Here is a 14,739-nt window from a genome sequence, read left to right as displayed (position 1 = left end):
CGAGGATTGGGACGCGGCGTGCTAGCGACGCTCTCGAGCTTCCTGCGTTCTCTGCTGACGCCCTATGACATCTCCGACGCACTGGATGACCTGACCATGACGGTTCAGGAGGAGTTGGACCTGGTCGGCGCCGGAGTCTCCATCGCCCGCGACGTCTCCAGCGCCCGCGGCGCAGAACTGCGGTTCGCCACGGCCAATCCCAGCGCCCTGGTGGAGCTGGAGACGTACCAGGAGGATGAGCAGGCCGGACCGTGTGTGGAGGCATTCCGCTGCCGCAGCACAGTAGCCATCGACGACCTGCGTGAGCATGCTGATCGCTGGCCCCGCTACTGCTCGATAGCCGTTGAGATGGGCATCACGTCCGTTGCCGGCATCCCGATGAAGGTCGGGGACCGCACGATCGGCGCTCTGAACGCCTACGCCGTCGACCGGCGCTGGAGCGATCAGGACCTGAGCGTGGCCACGATCTTCGCCGATGCCGCTTCGGTGTACCTGGTCAACTCCGTCGCCTATGACCGCCAACGCACCATAAACACCCAACTTCAGGAGGCCCTCTCCTCGCGGATCGTCATCGAGCAGGCCAAAGGCATAATCGCCGAGACCCACGGGGCAGGCGTGGACGAGGCATTCGAGCTCATCCGCCGTCACGCCCGGGGCACCCGATCCAGTCTCCGGGAGGTGGCTGAGCAGGTCGTCCACCGCCGACTCCGGTTGTGAGCGCCGCTCGCGGCTGCGGACTCGGTAGCCTAGAGCGGTGCTGACCATGCAAGACGCGATCCGCGCGCTCACCGAGTACTGGACCTCCCACGGCTGCCTGATCACGCAGCCGTACAACACCGAGGTCGGGGCCGGGACGATGAACCCGGCCACCGTGCTGCGGGTGCTGGGTCCCGAGCCGTGGAACGTGGCGTACGTCGAGCCGTCGGTTCGCCCGGATGATTCCCGGTACGGGCAGAACCCGAACCGGTTGCAGACCCACACCCAGTTCCAGGTGATCCTCAAGCCGGAGCCGGCCAACCCCCAGGAGCTCTACCTCGGCTCCCTGGAGGCGCTTGGCATCGACCTGCGCGCCCACGACGTGCGGTTCGTGGAGGACAACTGGCAACAGCCCGCGATCGGCGCCTGGGGACTGGGCTGGGAGGTGTGGTTGGACGGACTGGAGATCACCCAGTTCACCTACTTCCAGCAGGTCGGCGGGCAGAACCTGGACCCGGTACCGGTGGAACTTACCTACGGGCTGGAGCGGATCCTGATGGCGGTGCAGGGCGTGGACCACTTCGCCGACCTCGCCTACGCCCCCGGCATCAGCTACGGCGAGGCGTTCGGGCAGACCGAGTACGAGATGTCCCGGTACTACCTCGACGAGGCCGACGTGGCCACGAACCAGTCGCTGTACGAGCACTACGTGTCCGAGGCCAAGCGGATGATCGAGGCGCGCCTGCCGGTGCCCGGGCACACCTACCTGCTGAAGTCCTCCCACGCCTTCAACGTGTTGGACGCGCGCGGAGCGATCTCCACCACCGAGCGCGCCAAGGCCTTCGGCACCATGCGCCGCCTGGCCCGGGAGATCTCGGCACTGTGGGTGGACCGGCGTGAGGAGTTGGGCTTCCCGCTGCTGAAGGACACCGCGCCTGATCCGGTTCAGCTGCCTGCCGTCGACCAGGAGGCACTGCCCGCGCAGGCGCAGGTGTTCGCCCTCGAGATCGGGGTGGAGGAGCTGCCCCCGAACGTGGTGGGATGAGTCGGTCGAGGCGGTCGGAGCCGCGGTGCGGGAGGCGCTGGGCGCCTCCCGCCTGGAGCACGGGGACGTGCACGTGGATGCCACCCCGCGCCGGATCGTGGTGACGGTCGACGACGTCGCTGCCCGTGAGGCCGACGCCGTGCAGTGGCGTAAGGGGCCCAAGTGGGCCGCCGCCTTCGATGACTCCGGCGCCCCGTCCAAGGCGCTGCGAGGATTCATGCGCGGCCAGGGGGTGGAGCCGGCCGACGTGCAGGAGGCCGAGATCGGGGGGAACACCCACGCCGCGGTGCGGGTGAACGTGCCCGGACGCGGGGTGCTGGACGTGCTCGGGCCTCTGGTCACCCAGGTGGTCACCGGGCTGCGGGCGGACAAGAACATGCGCTGGTCCGACCCGGAGCTGAGTTACTCCCGCGCGATCCGCTGGCTGGTGGCGCTGTGGGGGCCCGTGGTGGTGCCGGCCGCGGCCTCGCGCCTGGTGGCCGGGCGCACCACGCACGTGCACCGGCTCGATGTCCAGCCCGCCGTCGATATCGCGAGCGCCGAGGAGTTGCGCCCAGCGCTGGCCGAGCGTGGCATCGAGCTCTCGGTGACCCGGCGGCGCGAGCAGGTGCTCGCCCGGGCCCAGGAATTGGCTGCCGAGGTCGGTGGGCACATCGATGCCGAGGCGACGGCGGGACTGGTAGCCGAGATCGCGAACCTGGTGGAGACCCCGGTGGGGATCCGAGGGGACTTCGCGGCCCGCTACCTGGAGTTGCCCGAGCAGGTACTCACCACCGTGATGGCGACCCACCAGCGGTACCTACCGGTGCGCGACGCCGACGGAGCGCTGCTGCCACACTTCATCACCATGGCCAACGGCGCCTGCGATGAGGCCGCAGTGGCCCGCGGGAACGAGTCGGTGCTGCGCGCCCGCTACGAGGACGCCCTGTTCTTCTGGAACACCGATCTGGAGTCGGGCGACCTGGACGCCTTCGTCCCCGGGCTCGACAAACTCACCTTCGCCGACGGTCTCGGCTCGGTGGGCCTGCGCGCCCGCCGGATCGCCGACGTGGCCACGGTGCTGGGCCAGCTCGTGCACGTGACCGATGCGGACCGGACCACGCTGAACCGAGCCGGTGAACTCATCAAGTTCGACCTGGCCACCCAGATGGTGATCGAGATGAGTTCCCTGGCCGGGTTCGTGGCCGGGGAGTACGCCCGGCGCACCGGGGAGTCCGAGGCGGTGGCCACCGCACTGGTCGAGACCGAGCAGCCGCGCACCAGCGCCGATGCCACCCCGGAAACCGTGCCCGGGGTGCTACTGGCGCTCGCCGACCGAGCGGATCTGTTGGTGGGTCTGCTGGCCACCGGCGCCAAGGCCACCGGATCCTCCGACCCGTTCGGGTTGCGCCGGGCCGCACTGGGCATCGTGCGGATCCTGCGCTCCCTGCACCAGGCGCCCTTCGTCGAGGCCCTGACCTTGCGCACCGTGCTGCAGGCTGCGGCCGACCGGTTGCGCGCGCAGGACGTCGCCGCCGGCCCCGAGCAGGTGCAGACCGCCGCGGAGTTCGCCGAGTCCCGCTTCGCCCAGCTGCTGCGCGACGAAGGCATCCGCGCCGAGCTGGTCACCGCCGTCGGGCCGGCGATGGACCGCCCGGCCCGGGTGGATCAGACGCTGGCGGAGTTGGACGCCCTGCTGGACCGGGCCGACTTCGCCGCCCTGGTGGCGGTGGTGCAGCGCATCAACCGGATCGTGCCGCCGGGCACAGCGGCCCGACCGGCCTCGGACCTGCTCACCGAGAAGGCCGAGCTCGCGCTGCGGGACACGCTGGCCGCGCTCCCGCCCTCGTCATCCCTGACCGGGTTCACCGACGACTCGGCCGACCTGGTCGCTTCGGTGAACACCTTCTTCGACGCGATCCTGGTGATGGCACCGCAGGAGGAGCTGCGCCAGGCTCGCTTGGGGTTGCTGGCCGCGGTGGCCGAACGGGTGCCCGGGGACGTGGACTGGGCGGGCCTGGACACGGCACTGTCGGTGCGCTGAGGAACGCTGGGACAGCGAGCCGCCGTGCATATCGACTCCCTGACCAGGATGGCGCAGGACTACCTGCGCACCATCTTCAAGGTGCAGGAATGGCATCCCGGGCCGGTGGCGGTGAACGAACTCGCCGAGCGGATGGGGGTGGCCGCCTCCACCGCCTCGGGGAACGTGCGCAAACTCGTAGCCGACGGACTGGTGGCGCACAAACCCTACGGCGGGGTGGAACTGACCCCGGCGGGGCGCCGCGCCGCGGTGCAGATGGCCCGCCGGCACCGGCTGCTGGAGACGTTCCTGGTGGAGCGGCTGGGCTACTCCTGGGACGAGGTGCACGACGAGGCCGAACACCTGGAGCACGCCGCCTCGGACACCTTCATCGAACGCATCGAGGCGGACCTGGGCTTTCCCACCCACGATCCGCACGGGGACGCGATCCCGGACCGGGACGGGGTGATGGTGGCCACCAGCGCCCGGATGCTCTCGGAGGTGGAGTCCGGCGCATGCGGAACGATCGCGCGCATCAGCGACGACGACCCGGCGGTACTGCGCTACCTGACCGGGCACGGCATCGAGGTCGGCACCCACCTGCGGGTGCACGACCGGCAGGAGGGCGCCGGGGTGATGCGGATCGTGGCTGAGCCGCTCCGCGCGGCGGGCGGGGACGACAAGCCGGCGGAGCGGACCGACCTGGGCATGGTCGCCGCCCGGACGATCTGGCTCGCGGCCGACAGCCATCGAGCGAGCATCAGACCCTGAGTCCGGCGCGCGTCCGGACGTGGCTGTCGGCTGCCGGCGGTCAGGCGCCGGACTGTGCGCGCAGGTCCTCGATCGCCAGGTTCGCCAACTCGTCGGCACGTTCGTTGCCCGGGTCGCCGGAGTGGCCCTTCACCCAGATCCAGCGCACCTGGTGGCGGGCCACCTGCTCATCCAGGGCGCGCCACAACTCGGAGTTCTTCACCGGCTTCTTCGCCGCGGTCCGCCAGCCGTTGCGCTTCCAACCGGCGATCCACTCCTGCATGCCCTTCATCACGTAGACCGAGTCGACGTGCAGGTGCACCCGGCACGTGGTCTTCAGCGCCGAGAGTCCCTCGATCACCGCGGTCAGTTCCATCTGGTTGTTGGTGGTCACCGGCTCGCTGCCCCGGAGTTCCCTCGAGTGCGGTCCGGAGCGCATCAGCACGCCCCACCCGCCGATGCCGGGGTTGCCCTTGCACGCCCCGTCGGTCCACATGTGCACCTCGGGCAGGTCGGCACCGCCGGAGTCATCGCCGAAGCCGTCGCCGGGCGCACCGGTGGTCTGTGCGTGCCCCACTCAGGCAGTCTCCAGCAGCCCCGACAGCGCGGAGGTGAACAACCCCAGCCCGTCGGTGCCCGGCCCGAACCCATCCTCCACCGCGTGCTCGGGGTGGGGCATCAGGCCCACCACGTTCCCGCGGGCGTTGGTGATGCCGGCGATGTCGCGCCGGGACCCGTTCGGGTTGCGAGGTAGCGGAACACCACCCGGCCCTCGCCCTCGAGCTCATCCAGGGTGGCCTCGTCGGCGATGAACTGTCCGTCCTGGTTCTTCAGCGGCACGGTGATCTCCGCGCCCGGGCTGAACGTGGAGGTCCACGCGGTGTTGGTGTTCTCCACCCCCGCAGCCGCTGATCCCGGCACAGGAACGTCAGGTCGGTGTTCTTCACCATCGCCCCGGCCAACAGGTGCGCCTCGCACAGGATCTGGAAGCCGTTGCAGATGCCCAGCACCGGCAGCCCGGCCCGGGCCCCGTCGATCACCGAACCCATCAAGGGCGCGAACCGGGAGATCGCCCCGGCGCGTAGGTAGTCCCCGTAGGAGAACCCCCCGGGCAGCACCACCGCGTCCACCCCGGCCAGGTCGTCGTCGCCGTGCCACAACCGCACCGGCTCCCCGCCGGCCAGGCGGACCGCCCGGGCGGCGTCGCGATCATCGAGACTTCCCGGGAACGTGACGACGCCGATGCGGCCCATCAGTCCTGCTCCAGCACATGCACCGAGACCACGTCCTCGATCACCGGGTTGGACAGCATGTCCGTGGCGGCGGTGCGGGCCCGGGCCAGGATGTCCTCGGTGACCTCACCGTCCACCTCGAGTTCGAACCGCTTGCCCTGGCGCACACCGCTGAAGCCGTCGATGCCGACCCGGGACAACGCCCCGGCCACGGCCTTGCCCTGCGGGTCCAGGATCTCCGGTTTGGGCATGACCTCGACGACGACACGTGCCATGAATGCAACTCCTTGCGTGTGGGCTCCGGGGTCGATCCTATCCCGCGGTGAAGGCCCGCCCGGTGACGCGCTCGTAGGCGTGCAGGTACCGCCGGCGGGTGCGTTCGACGACGTCCTCGGGCAGCGGCGGCGGGGCCTCGGTGCCGGCCCGGTCCCACCCGGATTCGGGGGAGGTGAGCCAGTCGCGGACGTACTGCTTGTCGAAACTGGGCTGGGGGCGCCCAGGCTCGTGGTGCTCGGCGGGCCAGTACCGGGAGGAGTCGGGGGTGAGCACCTCATCGCCGAGCACCAGGGCACCGCTGCCGGGGTCCCGCCCGAACTCCAGTTTGGTGTCGGCCAGGATCACCCCGCGCCCGGCGGCGATCCCCTCGGCGTGGGTGTACACCGCCAGGGTGACGTCGCGCAGCCGTGCGGCGTCGTCGTCGCCGATGAGGCGGGCGACCTGGCCGAAGGTGACGTTCTCATCGTGTTCCCCGACCTGGGCCTTGGTAGCCGGGGTGAAGATCGGCTCGGGGAGTTTCGAACCGTCCACCAACGCCTCGGGCAGTTCGATACCGCACACGGTGCCGTCGCGGGTGTACTCGGCCAGGCCCGAACCGGTCAGGTAGCCCCGGGCCACGCACTCCACCGGGAACATCTGCAGGCGCCGGCAGATCATCGCCCGGCCCGCCACCGCGGCCGGCACCTCCACCGAGATCACGTGGTTCGGCACCAGCGTGGCCAGCCGCTCGAACCACCACAGGCTCAGCGCCGTCAGCACCGCCCCCTTGTCCGGGATCGTCGAGGTCAGCACGTGGTCATAGGCGCTGATCCGGTCACTGGCCACCACCAGCACCCGGTCGGGGGGCCCGGAGATGGGTTCATACAGGTCTCGGACCTTGCCGGAGTAGACGTGGCGCCAGCCGGGCAGGTCAGGGGCGTTGGTGTGCACCCCTTTAGTCAATCACCCCCAGGTGTGCATCGACAGGTCACGGCCGATGATAATGCGGTCATGACCCCTGCAGACCTGCCCGACGGCGAACGCGAACTCGCGGAGTCGGTCATCGGGCACCTGCGGGTCGCCGCCGAGCACGCGGGGGGCGTGGGCGCGGCTGCGCATACCGAGGGCGGACAGGCCGACGACGACGGGGCCTCCCCCCGTACGGTAGTGCACCTGGAGTGGTCCCAGGCAGGCACCCACCACAGCGGCCGACTCCTGGTGGGCACCGAGCAGAGCGCGGCCCGGGTGCCGGTCCCCGAGCCGGTCACGGTGCAGATGGCACAGTTGCGGGCGCTGATGGCCCGGCCCGGCACCGGGACATGGCTGTCGGCGGTGGTGCGCCTCACCGGCGGACAGCCGTCGCTGCACTTCAACTACACCCAGCGCCCGTACTGGAACTCCCCCGGTGGCTCCATGCTGGGGCGTCCCGGCGGCACGCCGGTACCGGATGAGGCGCGCTGGGCCGCGGACCTGCGCCGCTACCCCCGCGATCGCAACCACCTGCTGCCATGGCTGGCCGTGCAGGTGGTCGCCGGCGATGAGACCGCCCGGTTGCGCCAGGCCCTGGATCGGGCGGGTTTCCCCGCCGGCGGGGTGGCCCTGCCCGGCAGCGACGTGGCACCCTTCGAGGGCACCGTGACGCTGGTGCGTCACTCCAGCGCGCACTACTCGTTGCAGATCATCGACTACGGACAGCACGAGTTCATCGCCGAGTACTCCACCGAAGAACTGGGCTGCCGGGCGGTGTGGGACTACGTGCACCAGCCGCTGCCGGCGCCCACGCCGGTGTCCCGGGCCGAACTCGCCGAGCGCGCCCGGGCCGCCCAGTCCGCCTACGCCGAGCTGCGCGGTCGGCTGGAGCGCGCCGGACCGGGTGGGATCATCACCAACCTGGCCGCCGGGGTGCCGTTCGACCGGATCGGGGTGCTGGACGGGCTGTACTTCTTCCCCTGGCAGACGCCCTGGCCGCACCGGTCCCTGCCGGAGGGCGCGGGCGGGCCCGGCGCCGGCCAGGTGGTCCTGATGGCCGCGGCGCCGGTAGAGGTCCAGGCCGAGATCGTGCCGCCCTGGTTCGATCAGCCCGGCGGCGGGATCCGGTTCCGCGTCGAGGGCGCCCGGCACCAGGGGTTGCGGGACCTGGTCCGCACCGGGGTGCTACTGCAGGTCCAGCCGGTCGACTGAGTGGGCTCAGCCCACCGGCAGTCGCTCCGGGGCGGCGATGTCGGTGCGAAACAGACACCCCTCCAGATCGATCCGGGTCATGGCCTCATAGGCCCGCTGGCGCGCCACGGCCAGGTCCGCACCGGTCCCCACCACGGACAGCACCCGGCCCCCCGCGGAGACCAGCGCGCCGGCGTCGTCGGTCACGGTACCGGCGTGCAGCACGTGCACGCCCGGAACCTGTTCGGCCTCGGCCACGCCGTTGATCGCCGAACCGAGGGTGGGCCCCTCCGGGTAACCCGGGCAGGCCAGCACCACCGTGACAGCGGCCTCCTCGGACCAGCGCAGCGGCGGGATCCGGTCCAGGGTGCCGGTCGCGGTGGCGTGCAGCACCGTGGCCAGCGGGGAGTCCAGCCGGGCCAGGACCACCTGGGTCTCGGGGTCACCGAAGCGGGCGTTGAACTCGATCACGCGGATCCCGCGCGAGGTCATCGCCAGGCCGCAGTAGAGCAAGCCGACGAAGGGGGTGCCGCGGCGCGCCAGTTCATCGACCGCGGGCTGGGCGACCCGCTCCACCACCTGCTCCACCAGGTCCGCGCGGGCGCCCAAGGCAGCGGGGAGTAGGCCCCCATGCCGCCGGTGTTCGGCCCGGCGTCGCCGTCGCCCAGCCGTTTGAAGTCCTGCGCGGGCGCAAGCGGCACCACGGTCCTGCCGTCGGACAGACAGAACAGGGAGATCTCCGGACCGTCCAGGAACTCCTCCACCACGATCGCCCCGCCCGGCTTGCCCAGGCAACCCTGCGCGTGGGCGAGCGCCGCGAGACGGTCACCGGTGACCACCACCCCCTTGCCGGCGGCCAGTCCGTCGTCCTTGATCACGTGCGGGGCGCCGAAGTCCGCCATCGCGGCCTCCACCTCGGCGGCGGTCATGCACACGTGTGCCATCGCGGTGGGCACCCCGGCGTCAGCCATGACCTGTTTGGCGAACGCCTTCGACCCCTCCAGCCGTGCCGCCTCCTTGCCGGGGCCGAACACGGCGATCCCGGCCTCGCGCACCGCATCGGCGACGCCGGCCACCAGCGGGGCCTCCGGCCCGATCACCACCAGGTCCACACCGAGTTCCGTGGCCAGTCGCGCCACCGCAGAGCCGTCGAGCATATCCACCTCGAACGTGGTGGCCACCTGCGCGATCCCCGGATTGCCCGGCGCGGCGAACACCTCGGACACCGACGGGTCGTTGCGCAACGCCCGGCCGAGAGCATGTTCGCGGGCACCGGCGCCGATGAGCAGAATCTTCACGGTCGTCAAGACTACCCGCCCTGGCCCGGGTCGTCCCGCACCGGTCCGGCCCGGGCCCGCGCTCCCTGGGATCGCAGTCCTGGACGAACCCGATACGGTCGGTGACGGACCGATGCAGGCGACAAGAAGGGCACAACGATGTCAACCTCGCCCCCAGCCACGGTCGGCGGCGAACCGGAGATCCAGGCGCCGGTTCACGACCCGGACCGACCGTGGTACACCTCCGTGCAACCCCGGGTGTTCCTCCCCGCGATGGGCATCATCCTGGCGTTCGTGCTCTGGGCCGTCCTGGCCCCGCTGAGCGCGGGGAGACGCTCGGCAACGTCCGGGAAGTGGTCATCCAGGGAGTGGGTTGGTACTACGCCCTGGTCGTGACGGCGTTCGTGGTGTTCTCGCTGTGGGTGGGATTGAGCCACTACGGGGACATCAAACTCGGGCGCGACGACGAGAAGGCCGAATTCACCCTGCCCACCTGGCTGGCGATGCTGTTCGCCGCCGGTATGGGCATCGGGCTGGTGTTCTGGGGCGTGGCCGAACCCCTCAACCACTTCGCCGACACCGCCAGCTATCCGATCTTCGGTGCGCCCGAGGACAATCCCGCCGAGGCGGCCGAGGCCTCCCTGGCGGTCACGTTCCTGCACTGGGGCCTGCACCCCTGGGCGATCTACGTCGTCGTCGGTCTCGCGGTGGCCTACGCAGTGCACGTCAAGCGCCGCCCGATCTCGTTGCGGTGGACCTTGCAGCCCTTGCTGGGTGACCGGGTCCGGGGCTGGACGGGTGATGCGATCGACGTGATCGCCGTCGTCGGCACCATCTTCGGGGTGGCAACGTCCCTGGGCCTGGGCGTGATGCAGATCGCCGCGGGCCTGACGTTCCTGGACGTACTCGACGCCGATTCCTCACTCGCACTGGTCTACGTGGTGCTGATCGGGATCATCACCGCCGCTGCGATCGTCTCCGTGGTCACCGGGGTGAAGAAGGGCATCAAGTGGCTCTCCCGCATCAACATGGGGATGGCCCTGGGCCTGCTGACCTTCGTGTTCGTGTTCGGGCCCACGCTGTTCTTCCTGCGCCAGTACATCGAGGGCATCGGCGCCTACGTCGCCTCGTTCATCGATCTGAGTTTCAACACCGCCGCGTCCATCGGACCCGCGGCCCTGGAGTGGCAAGGCTGGTGGACCGCCTTCTACTGGGGCTGGTGGATCTCCTGGGCGCCCTTCGTGGGGGTCTTCATCGCCCGCATCTCCCGCGGCCGAACCGTGCGCGAGTTCGTGCTCGGGGTGCTGCTTGTCCCCGCGCGCTGTTCTCCATCCTCTGGTTCACCGTGCTCGGCGGCGGGGCGGTGCTGCGGGAACGGCTCGAGGGCGGTCTGGTCACCGACGGGGCGGTGGACACCGAAGGGGTGCTCTTCACCTTCCTGCAGGGCTTCCCCGGTGGCACGGTGGTCGCGGGCCTGGTCATCCTGCTGATCACGCTGTTCTTCATCACCTCCTCCGACTCCGGCTCCCTCGTGGTGGACATGCTCGCCTCCGGAGGGATGGTGGAGCCGCCCAGCTGGAGCCGGGTGCTGTGGTCGGTGATCGAGGGGCTCGTGGCCATGGCGCTGCTGCTGGCGGGGCTGGCGGCGGCCGCAGGTGATCCCGAACTCGAGGAGTCGGCACTCGGGGCGTTGCAGGACGTGGCGATCATCATCGCGCTGCCCTTCTCGGTGGTGATGATCCTGATGGTGTTCTCGATCGTGCGGGAGTTCCGGGCCCAGCGAGAGCAGACACTGCGCATCCAGCGCCGCATGGTGCGCCGCGAACTCACCCAGGAGGTCTCCGAGACGCTGCTCGAGGAAGGTCTGGTGAACGCGCCTCGTAGCCGCCGGTTCGGGCGACGGCGCGGCGCCGACCGGCCCGAGTTCTGAACGCAACGGGCCGTGGGAGCGGGCGGTCACGGCGTGCAGGGCCGGGCTCAGCCCAGGAGGTCGTGACGCACGATGGTGGCCTCCCGGTCCGGTCCCACCCCCACGGCGGAGATGCGGGTGCCCGACATCTCCTCCAGGGCCAGCACGTAGCGCTGGGCGTTCTCCGGTAGTTCCGCGAAGGTGCGGGCGGTGCTGATGTCCTCGATCCAGCCGTCCAACTCCTCATACACCGGAGTGGCGTGGTGGAAGTCGGACTGGTTCACCGGCATCTCGGTGTGCCGCACCCCGTCGACGTCATAGGCCACGCAGACCGGCACCTTCTCCAGGCCGGTCAGCACGTCGAGTTTGGTCAGCACCAGGTCGGTCAGCCCGTTGACGCGGGAGGAGTACCGGGCGATGACCGCGTCGTACCAGCCGGTGCGTCGCGGGCGGCCCGTGGTGACCCCGAACTCACCACCGGTCTTGCGCAGGTACTCCCCGTCGTCGTCGTGCAGTTCGGTGGGGAAGGGGCCCTCGCCCACCCGGGTGGTGTAGGCCTTGATGACCCCGACGATCCGGTCGATGCGGGTGGGGCCGATACCGGCGCCGGTGCACACCCCGCCGGCGGTGGCCGAGGAGGAGGTCACGAACGGATAGGTGCCGTGGTCCACGTCCAGCATGGTGGCCTGCCCAGCCTCGAACACCACCGTCCGGCCGGCGTCCAGGGCCTGGTTCAGTACCAGTGAGGTGTCGGCCACCATCGGGCGCACCCGCTCGGCGTGGGCGAGGAGTTCATCGACCACCTCGTCGATCTCCGCGGCTCGGCGGTTGTAGATCTTCACCAGGATCTGGTTCTTCTGGTCCAGGGCGCCCTCGACCTTCTCGCGCAGGATCTTGGCGTCGAACAGGTCGGAGACACGGATGCCCACGCGGTTCATCTTGTCGGCGTAGGTCGGCCCGATGCCGCGTCCGGTGGTGCCGATCTGGCGTTTGCCCAGGAACCGTTCGGTGACCTTGTCCATGGTGCGGTTGTAGGAGGGGATGACGTGTGCCGAGGAGGAGACCAGCAGTTTGGAGGTGTCCACACCGCGGGCGTTCAGTCCCTCGAGTTCATCGAACAGGACCTCCAGGTCCACCACGACGCCGTTCCCGATCACCGGGGTGCAGCCCGGTGACAGGATGCCCGAGGGCAGCAGGTGCAGCGCGTACTTCTCCGCACCGACCACCACGGTGTGCCCGGCGTTGTTGCCGCCATTGAACTTCACCACGTAGTCCACGCGCGAACCGAGTTGGTCGGTCGCCTTCCCCTTACCCTCGTCGCCCCATTGAGCGCCGAGCACCACCACTGCGGGCATCGATTGTCCCTTTCGTTCATGTTCCGGCCGCCGAGCCGGTCGCTGGACCGGTTCCGATGGGTGCGACCGGTAGCAGGTTAGTGGTTCACAGTTCCAGTGCAGCCGGGTCGGAGTCGGTGGCGAAGGTGCGGCACCGCTGGGCCTCCTCGTCCTCCCCGATCCGCTCAGCGGCGGTGGCCAGCGCCACCAGCGCCATCAGGAAGCCCTGGTTGGGTTCGTGGGTGGCCGGGATCGGCCCGTGCCCGCGCCATCCGGCCCGGCGCAGCGCATCCAGGCCGCGGTGGTAGCCGGTGCGGGCGAAGGCGTAGGCGGCGACCGTCTCACCGGCTGCCAGGGCCTCGCGAGCCAGCAGCGCCCAGGGGTAGGAGGCCGCCGGGTACTCCGCGGCGACCTGCACCGGCGGGGTGCCGGCAGCCACGGCCGCGCGGGCGGGCACATCGGGGTGGTCCTGGGGCAGGTAAGTGGGCTCGGGCCCACCGAGCAGATTCTCACGCATGGGATCAGTCTCCCATCACCCCGGCTCCGGATGCGGGTCGTCGCGCTCGGACCTACTCTGAAACCTCATGGCACCACCCGCTGAGCACCTGACGGTACGTGCCGATCACGGCACCACGGTCCTCACCGTGAGTGGGGACCTGGATCTGCGCTGCCGCGCCGAGGCCGAAGCCGTCCTCGATCGCCTTCAGGTCGACGGAGCCGACGATGTGATCGTGGACCTGGCCGATCTGGAGTTCATGGACTCCACCGGGGTGAGCACCCTGTTGAAGTTGGCGCACGCGGTGCGCCGACGGGCCGGGCGGATCCGGTTGCGCAACGCTTCCTCCCGGGACATGTTCCTGCTTGATGTGCGTGGCGGATTGGGCCTGTTCGACCTGGCCAAGAAGCGACGCTGAGACGACCCCGCGCAGCACCGGTCAGGGGCCTCGCGGTGCGGCTCGCCGACCGGTTGACGGCTCAGGCACGAGCAGCGACGCCGAGCCGGCGTGGCGTGGCCGGCGTAGCTGGTCAGGCCGGCTACAGCCCCCGCTGCTCCGGGGCCGGGTCGATCCGGGCCCACACCACCTTGCCGGCACCGGAGGGCCGCCAGCCCCAGTCGGCGAGCCGGGCCACGATGTGCATCCCGTATCCGCCCACCCGGGCCGGGTGCACCTCCAGCGGGACCGGCGGCATCGGGTTCTCATCGGCGACCTCCACCCGTACGCCCTCACCGGTGTCCACCAGATTCACCATCACCGGCCCACTGCCGTGCAGCACCGCGTTGGCGACGAGTTCGGAGACCACCAGTTCCACCGACTCGGCCACCGCCAGGTCCCACGCCTGGCAGGTCTTCTGAGCGGCCTTGCGGGCCAGTCGGACCGACTCCTTCACCCCGGGGAACCGCCAATGCCGCACCCGGACCGGAGCGGGGCTCTCCTCCACCGGTTCCGGAACGCGCATCACCACCACGGCCACATCATCCTCGGGGGATTCGGCGAGTTCGCGAACGAGGAGTTCCCCGACCATCGCCGCATCGCGGGCCTCGGCCCGATCGAGCACCTCGGTCAGTACACCCAGGCCCTGGGGCAGCAGCGGGACGGTCGCGACGCTCGACAAGACCGTCGGTATAGAGCACCAGCACGTCCCCGGGCCGCAGGCGCTCGGTCGCGCTCTGGCGCGTGGTGGCCCCGAAGCCGACCAGCCTGCCGCCGGCCCCATCGAGTTGCCGCACCTCACCATCGCTGATCAGCAAGCCCGGTAGGTGCCCGGCACGGCTGTACCGCAACTCCCAGTCACCGCCGCCGTCAATCGGGGTGAGGATGGAGTAGGTCAGCGAGGCCACCCGGCCGATCCGCATTGAGTCCACGATCCGGTCCACCCGGGAAAGGACCTCACCGGGGTCATGCAGGTCCGCGGCGAAAGCCCGCACCACCGAACGCAACTGTCCCATCGCCGCGGCGGCCTCGATATCGTGCCCGGCCACGTCTCCGATCACCAGCACCACCGCGTCATCGGGCAGGCTCATCACGTCATACCAGTCACCGCCTACCTGGGCGTGCTCCGAACTGGGGGCGTAGTAGG

General features: G+C 70.3%; 14 protein-coding genes and 3 pseudogenes. 8 read left to right on the top strand and 9 right to left on the bottom strand.

Features of this window, described 5'->3' with window-relative positions; translation table 11 throughout:
- Positions 1-18: 18 nt before the first annotated feature.
- The 4 genes from ACRRRO_RS08860 to ACRRRO_RS08845 are packed head-to-tail and all read left to right on the top strand — an operon-like array spanning position 19 to position 4,514.
- Positions 19-717 carry a GAF and ANTAR domain-containing protein gene (locus ACRRRO_RS08860; protein WP_424795403.1) on the top strand — a complete coding sequence of 233 codons (699 nt, stop codon included), beginning with the start codon at positions 19-21 and terminating at the stop codon, positions 715-717.
- Between the two features lie 46 nt (positions 718-763).
- A complete protein-coding gene (locus ACRRRO_RS08855) occupies positions 764-1,741 on the top strand; it encodes a glycine--tRNA ligase subunit alpha (protein ID WP_434081573.1) in 978 nt (325 codons plus the stop codon).
- A 25-nt stretch (positions 1,742-1,766) separates the two neighbouring features.
- A complete protein-coding gene (gene glyS, locus ACRRRO_RS08850) occupies positions 1,767-3,764 on the top strand; it encodes a glycine--tRNA ligase subunit beta (protein ID WP_434081401.1) in 1,998 nt (665 codons plus the stop codon).
- 24 nt (positions 3,765-3,788) lie between these two features.
- Positions 3,789-4,514 carry a metal-dependent transcriptional regulator gene (locus ACRRRO_RS08845; RefSeq protein ID WP_424795404.1) on the top strand — a complete coding sequence of 242 codons (726 nt, stop codon included), beginning with the start codon at positions 3,789-3,791 and terminating at the stop codon, positions 4,512-4,514.
- 40 nt (positions 4,515-4,554) lie between these two features.
- On the opposite strand, the gene rnhA is transcribed toward ACRRRO_RS08845, so the two are convergent.
- From rnhA to ACRRRO_RS08825, 4 genes and pseudogenes are all read right to left on the bottom strand, one after another.
- A complete protein-coding gene (rnhA, locus tag ACRRRO_RS08840) occupies positions 4,555-4,989 on the bottom strand; it encodes a ribonuclease HI (protein WP_424795785.1) in 435 nt (144 codons plus the stop codon).
- Between the two features lie 81 nt (positions 4,990-5,070).
- Positions 5,071-5,746, bottom strand: a pseudogene (gene purQ, locus ACRRRO_RS08835) (phosphoribosylformylglycinamidine synthase subunit PurQ).
- The gene (gene purS / locus ACRRRO_RS08830; protein ID WP_424789409.1) at positions 5,746-6,000 is read right to left on the bottom strand and encodes a phosphoribosylformylglycinamidine synthase subunit PurS; all 255 of its coding nucleotides are present in this window, start codon (positions 5,998-6,000) and stop codon (positions 5,746-5,748) included. Before purS ends, purQ begins: the two are co-directional and overlap by 1 nt.
- A 37-nt stretch (positions 6,001-6,037) precedes the next feature.
- Positions 6,038-6,931: a phosphoribosylaminoimidazolesuccinocarboxamide synthase gene (locus ACRRRO_RS08825; RefSeq protein WP_424795406.1), complete on the bottom strand. Its 894-nt coding sequence runs from the start codon at positions 6,929-6,931 to the stop codon at positions 6,038-6,040.
- A gap of 60 nt (positions 6,932-6,991) precedes the next feature.
- On the opposite strand from ACRRRO_RS08825, the gene ACRRRO_RS08820 reads away from it, so the two are divergent.
- Positions 6,992-8,161: a TNT domain-containing protein gene (locus ACRRRO_RS08820; RefSeq protein ID WP_424795407.1), complete on the top strand. Its 1,170-nt coding sequence runs from the start codon at positions 6,992-6,994 to the stop codon at positions 8,159-8,161.
- A gap of 6 nt (positions 8,162-8,167) precedes the next feature.
- Here ACRRRO_RS08820 and purD read toward each other — a convergent pair.
- Positions 8,168-9,438, bottom strand: a pseudogene (gene purD, locus ACRRRO_RS08815) (phosphoribosylamine--glycine ligase).
- Positions 9,439-9,539: 101 nt separating this feature from the next.
- On the opposite strand from purD, the pseudogene ACRRRO_RS08810 reads away from it, so the two are divergent.
- Both ACRRRO_RS08810 and ACRRRO_RS08805 read left to right on the top strand, forming a co-directional pair.
- Positions 9,540-10,676: pseudogene (locus ACRRRO_RS08810) on the top strand (BCCT family transporter); the annotation flags it as partial.
- The gene (locus ACRRRO_RS08805) at positions 10,601-11,347 is read left to right on the top strand and encodes a BCCT family transporter (RefSeq protein ID WP_434081400.1); all 747 of its coding nucleotides are present in this window, start codon (positions 10,601-10,603) and stop codon (positions 11,345-11,347) included. The pseudogene ACRRRO_RS08810 and the gene ACRRRO_RS08805, both read left to right, overlap by 76 nt.
- 47 nt (positions 11,348-11,394) lie before the next feature.
- On the opposite strand, the gene ACRRRO_RS08800 is transcribed toward ACRRRO_RS08805, so the two are convergent.
- Both ACRRRO_RS08800 and ACRRRO_RS08795 read right to left on the bottom strand, forming a co-directional pair.
- Complete coding sequence (locus ACRRRO_RS08800) at positions 11,395-12,681, bottom strand: adenylosuccinate synthase (RefSeq protein ID WP_424795410.1); 1,287 nt, start codon at positions 12,679-12,681, stop codon at positions 11,395-11,397.
- 85 nt (positions 12,682-12,766) lie between these two features.
- Complete coding sequence (locus ACRRRO_RS08795; protein WP_424795411.1) at positions 12,767-13,177, bottom strand: DUF3151 domain-containing protein; 411 nt, start codon at positions 13,175-13,177, stop codon at positions 12,767-12,769.
- Positions 13,178-13,244: 67 nt separating this feature from the next.
- Between ACRRRO_RS08795 and ACRRRO_RS08790 the strand changes: the two genes are divergently transcribed.
- Positions 13,245-13,574 (top strand): STAS domain-containing protein, encoded by a 330-nt coding sequence (locus tag ACRRRO_RS08790; protein WP_424795412.1) that lies wholly within the window; start codon positions 13,245-13,247, stop codon positions 13,572-13,574.
- Positions 13,575-13,695: 121 nt separating this feature from the next.
- Here the strand turns inward: ACRRRO_RS08790 and ACRRRO_RS08785 are convergent, their stop codons facing one another.
- Together ACRRRO_RS08785 and ACRRRO_RS08780 are read right to left on the bottom strand one after the other, a co-directional pair.
- A complete protein-coding gene (locus ACRRRO_RS08785; protein ID WP_434081399.1) occupies positions 13,696-14,184 on the bottom strand; it encodes an ATP-binding protein in 489 nt (162 codons plus the stop codon).
- The gene (locus ACRRRO_RS08780; RefSeq protein ID WP_434081572.1) at positions 14,135-14,683 is read right to left on the bottom strand and encodes a PP2C family protein-serine/threonine phosphatase; all 549 of its coding nucleotides are present in this window, start codon (positions 14,681-14,683) and stop codon (positions 14,135-14,137) included. Before ACRRRO_RS08780 ends, ACRRRO_RS08785 begins: the two co-directional genes overlap by 50 nt.
- Positions 14,684-14,739: the final 56 nt, after the last annotated feature.

The sequence above is a fragment of the Sanguibacter sp. Z1732 genome (genome assembly GCF_051020515.1).
In the GTDB taxonomy this organism is placed as follows: Bacteria; Actinomycetota; Actinomycetes; order Actinomycetales; family Beutenbergiaceae; genus CALKWS01.
The sequence above is the reverse complement of the archived record's forward strand: the minus strand, read 5'-3'. Positions and strand labels throughout refer to the sequence as shown.

Coding starts and splice junctions, on each gene's coding strand:
- ACRRRO_RS08795 (WP_424795411.1), bottom strand. CDS start 13,177: ATGCGTGAGAATCTGCTCGGTGGGCCCGAGCCCACTTACCTGCCCCAG.
- ACRRRO_RS08785 (WP_434081399.1), bottom strand. CDS start 14,184: ATGGTCGGGGAACTCCTCGTTCGCGAACTCGCCGAATCCCCCGAGGAT.
- ACRRRO_RS08820 (WP_424795407.1), top strand. CDS start 6,992: ATGACCCCTGCAGACCTGCCCGACGGCGAACGCGAACTCGCGGAGTCG.
- purS (WP_424789409.1), bottom strand. CDS start 6,000: ATGGCACGTGTCGTCGTCGAGGTCATGCCCAAACCGGAGATCCTGGAC.
- ACRRRO_RS08780 (WP_434081572.1), bottom strand. CDS start 14,683: ATGAGCCTGCCCGATGACGCGGTGGTGCTGGTGATCGGAGACGTGGCC.
- ACRRRO_RS08800 (WP_424795410.1), bottom strand. CDS start 12,681: ATGCCCGCAGTGGTGGTGCTCGGCGCTCAATGGGGCGACGAGGGTAAG.
- ACRRRO_RS08790 (WP_424795412.1), top strand. CDS start 13,245: ATGGCACCACCCGCTGAGCACCTGACGGTACGTGCCGATCACGGCACC.
- ACRRRO_RS08855 (WP_434081573.1), top strand. CDS start 764: ATGCAAGACGCGATCCGCGCGCTCACCGAGTACTGGACCTCCCACGGC.
- rnhA (WP_424795785.1), bottom strand. CDS start 4,989: ATGTGGACCGACGGGGCGTGCAAGGGCAACCCCGGCATCGGCGGGTGG.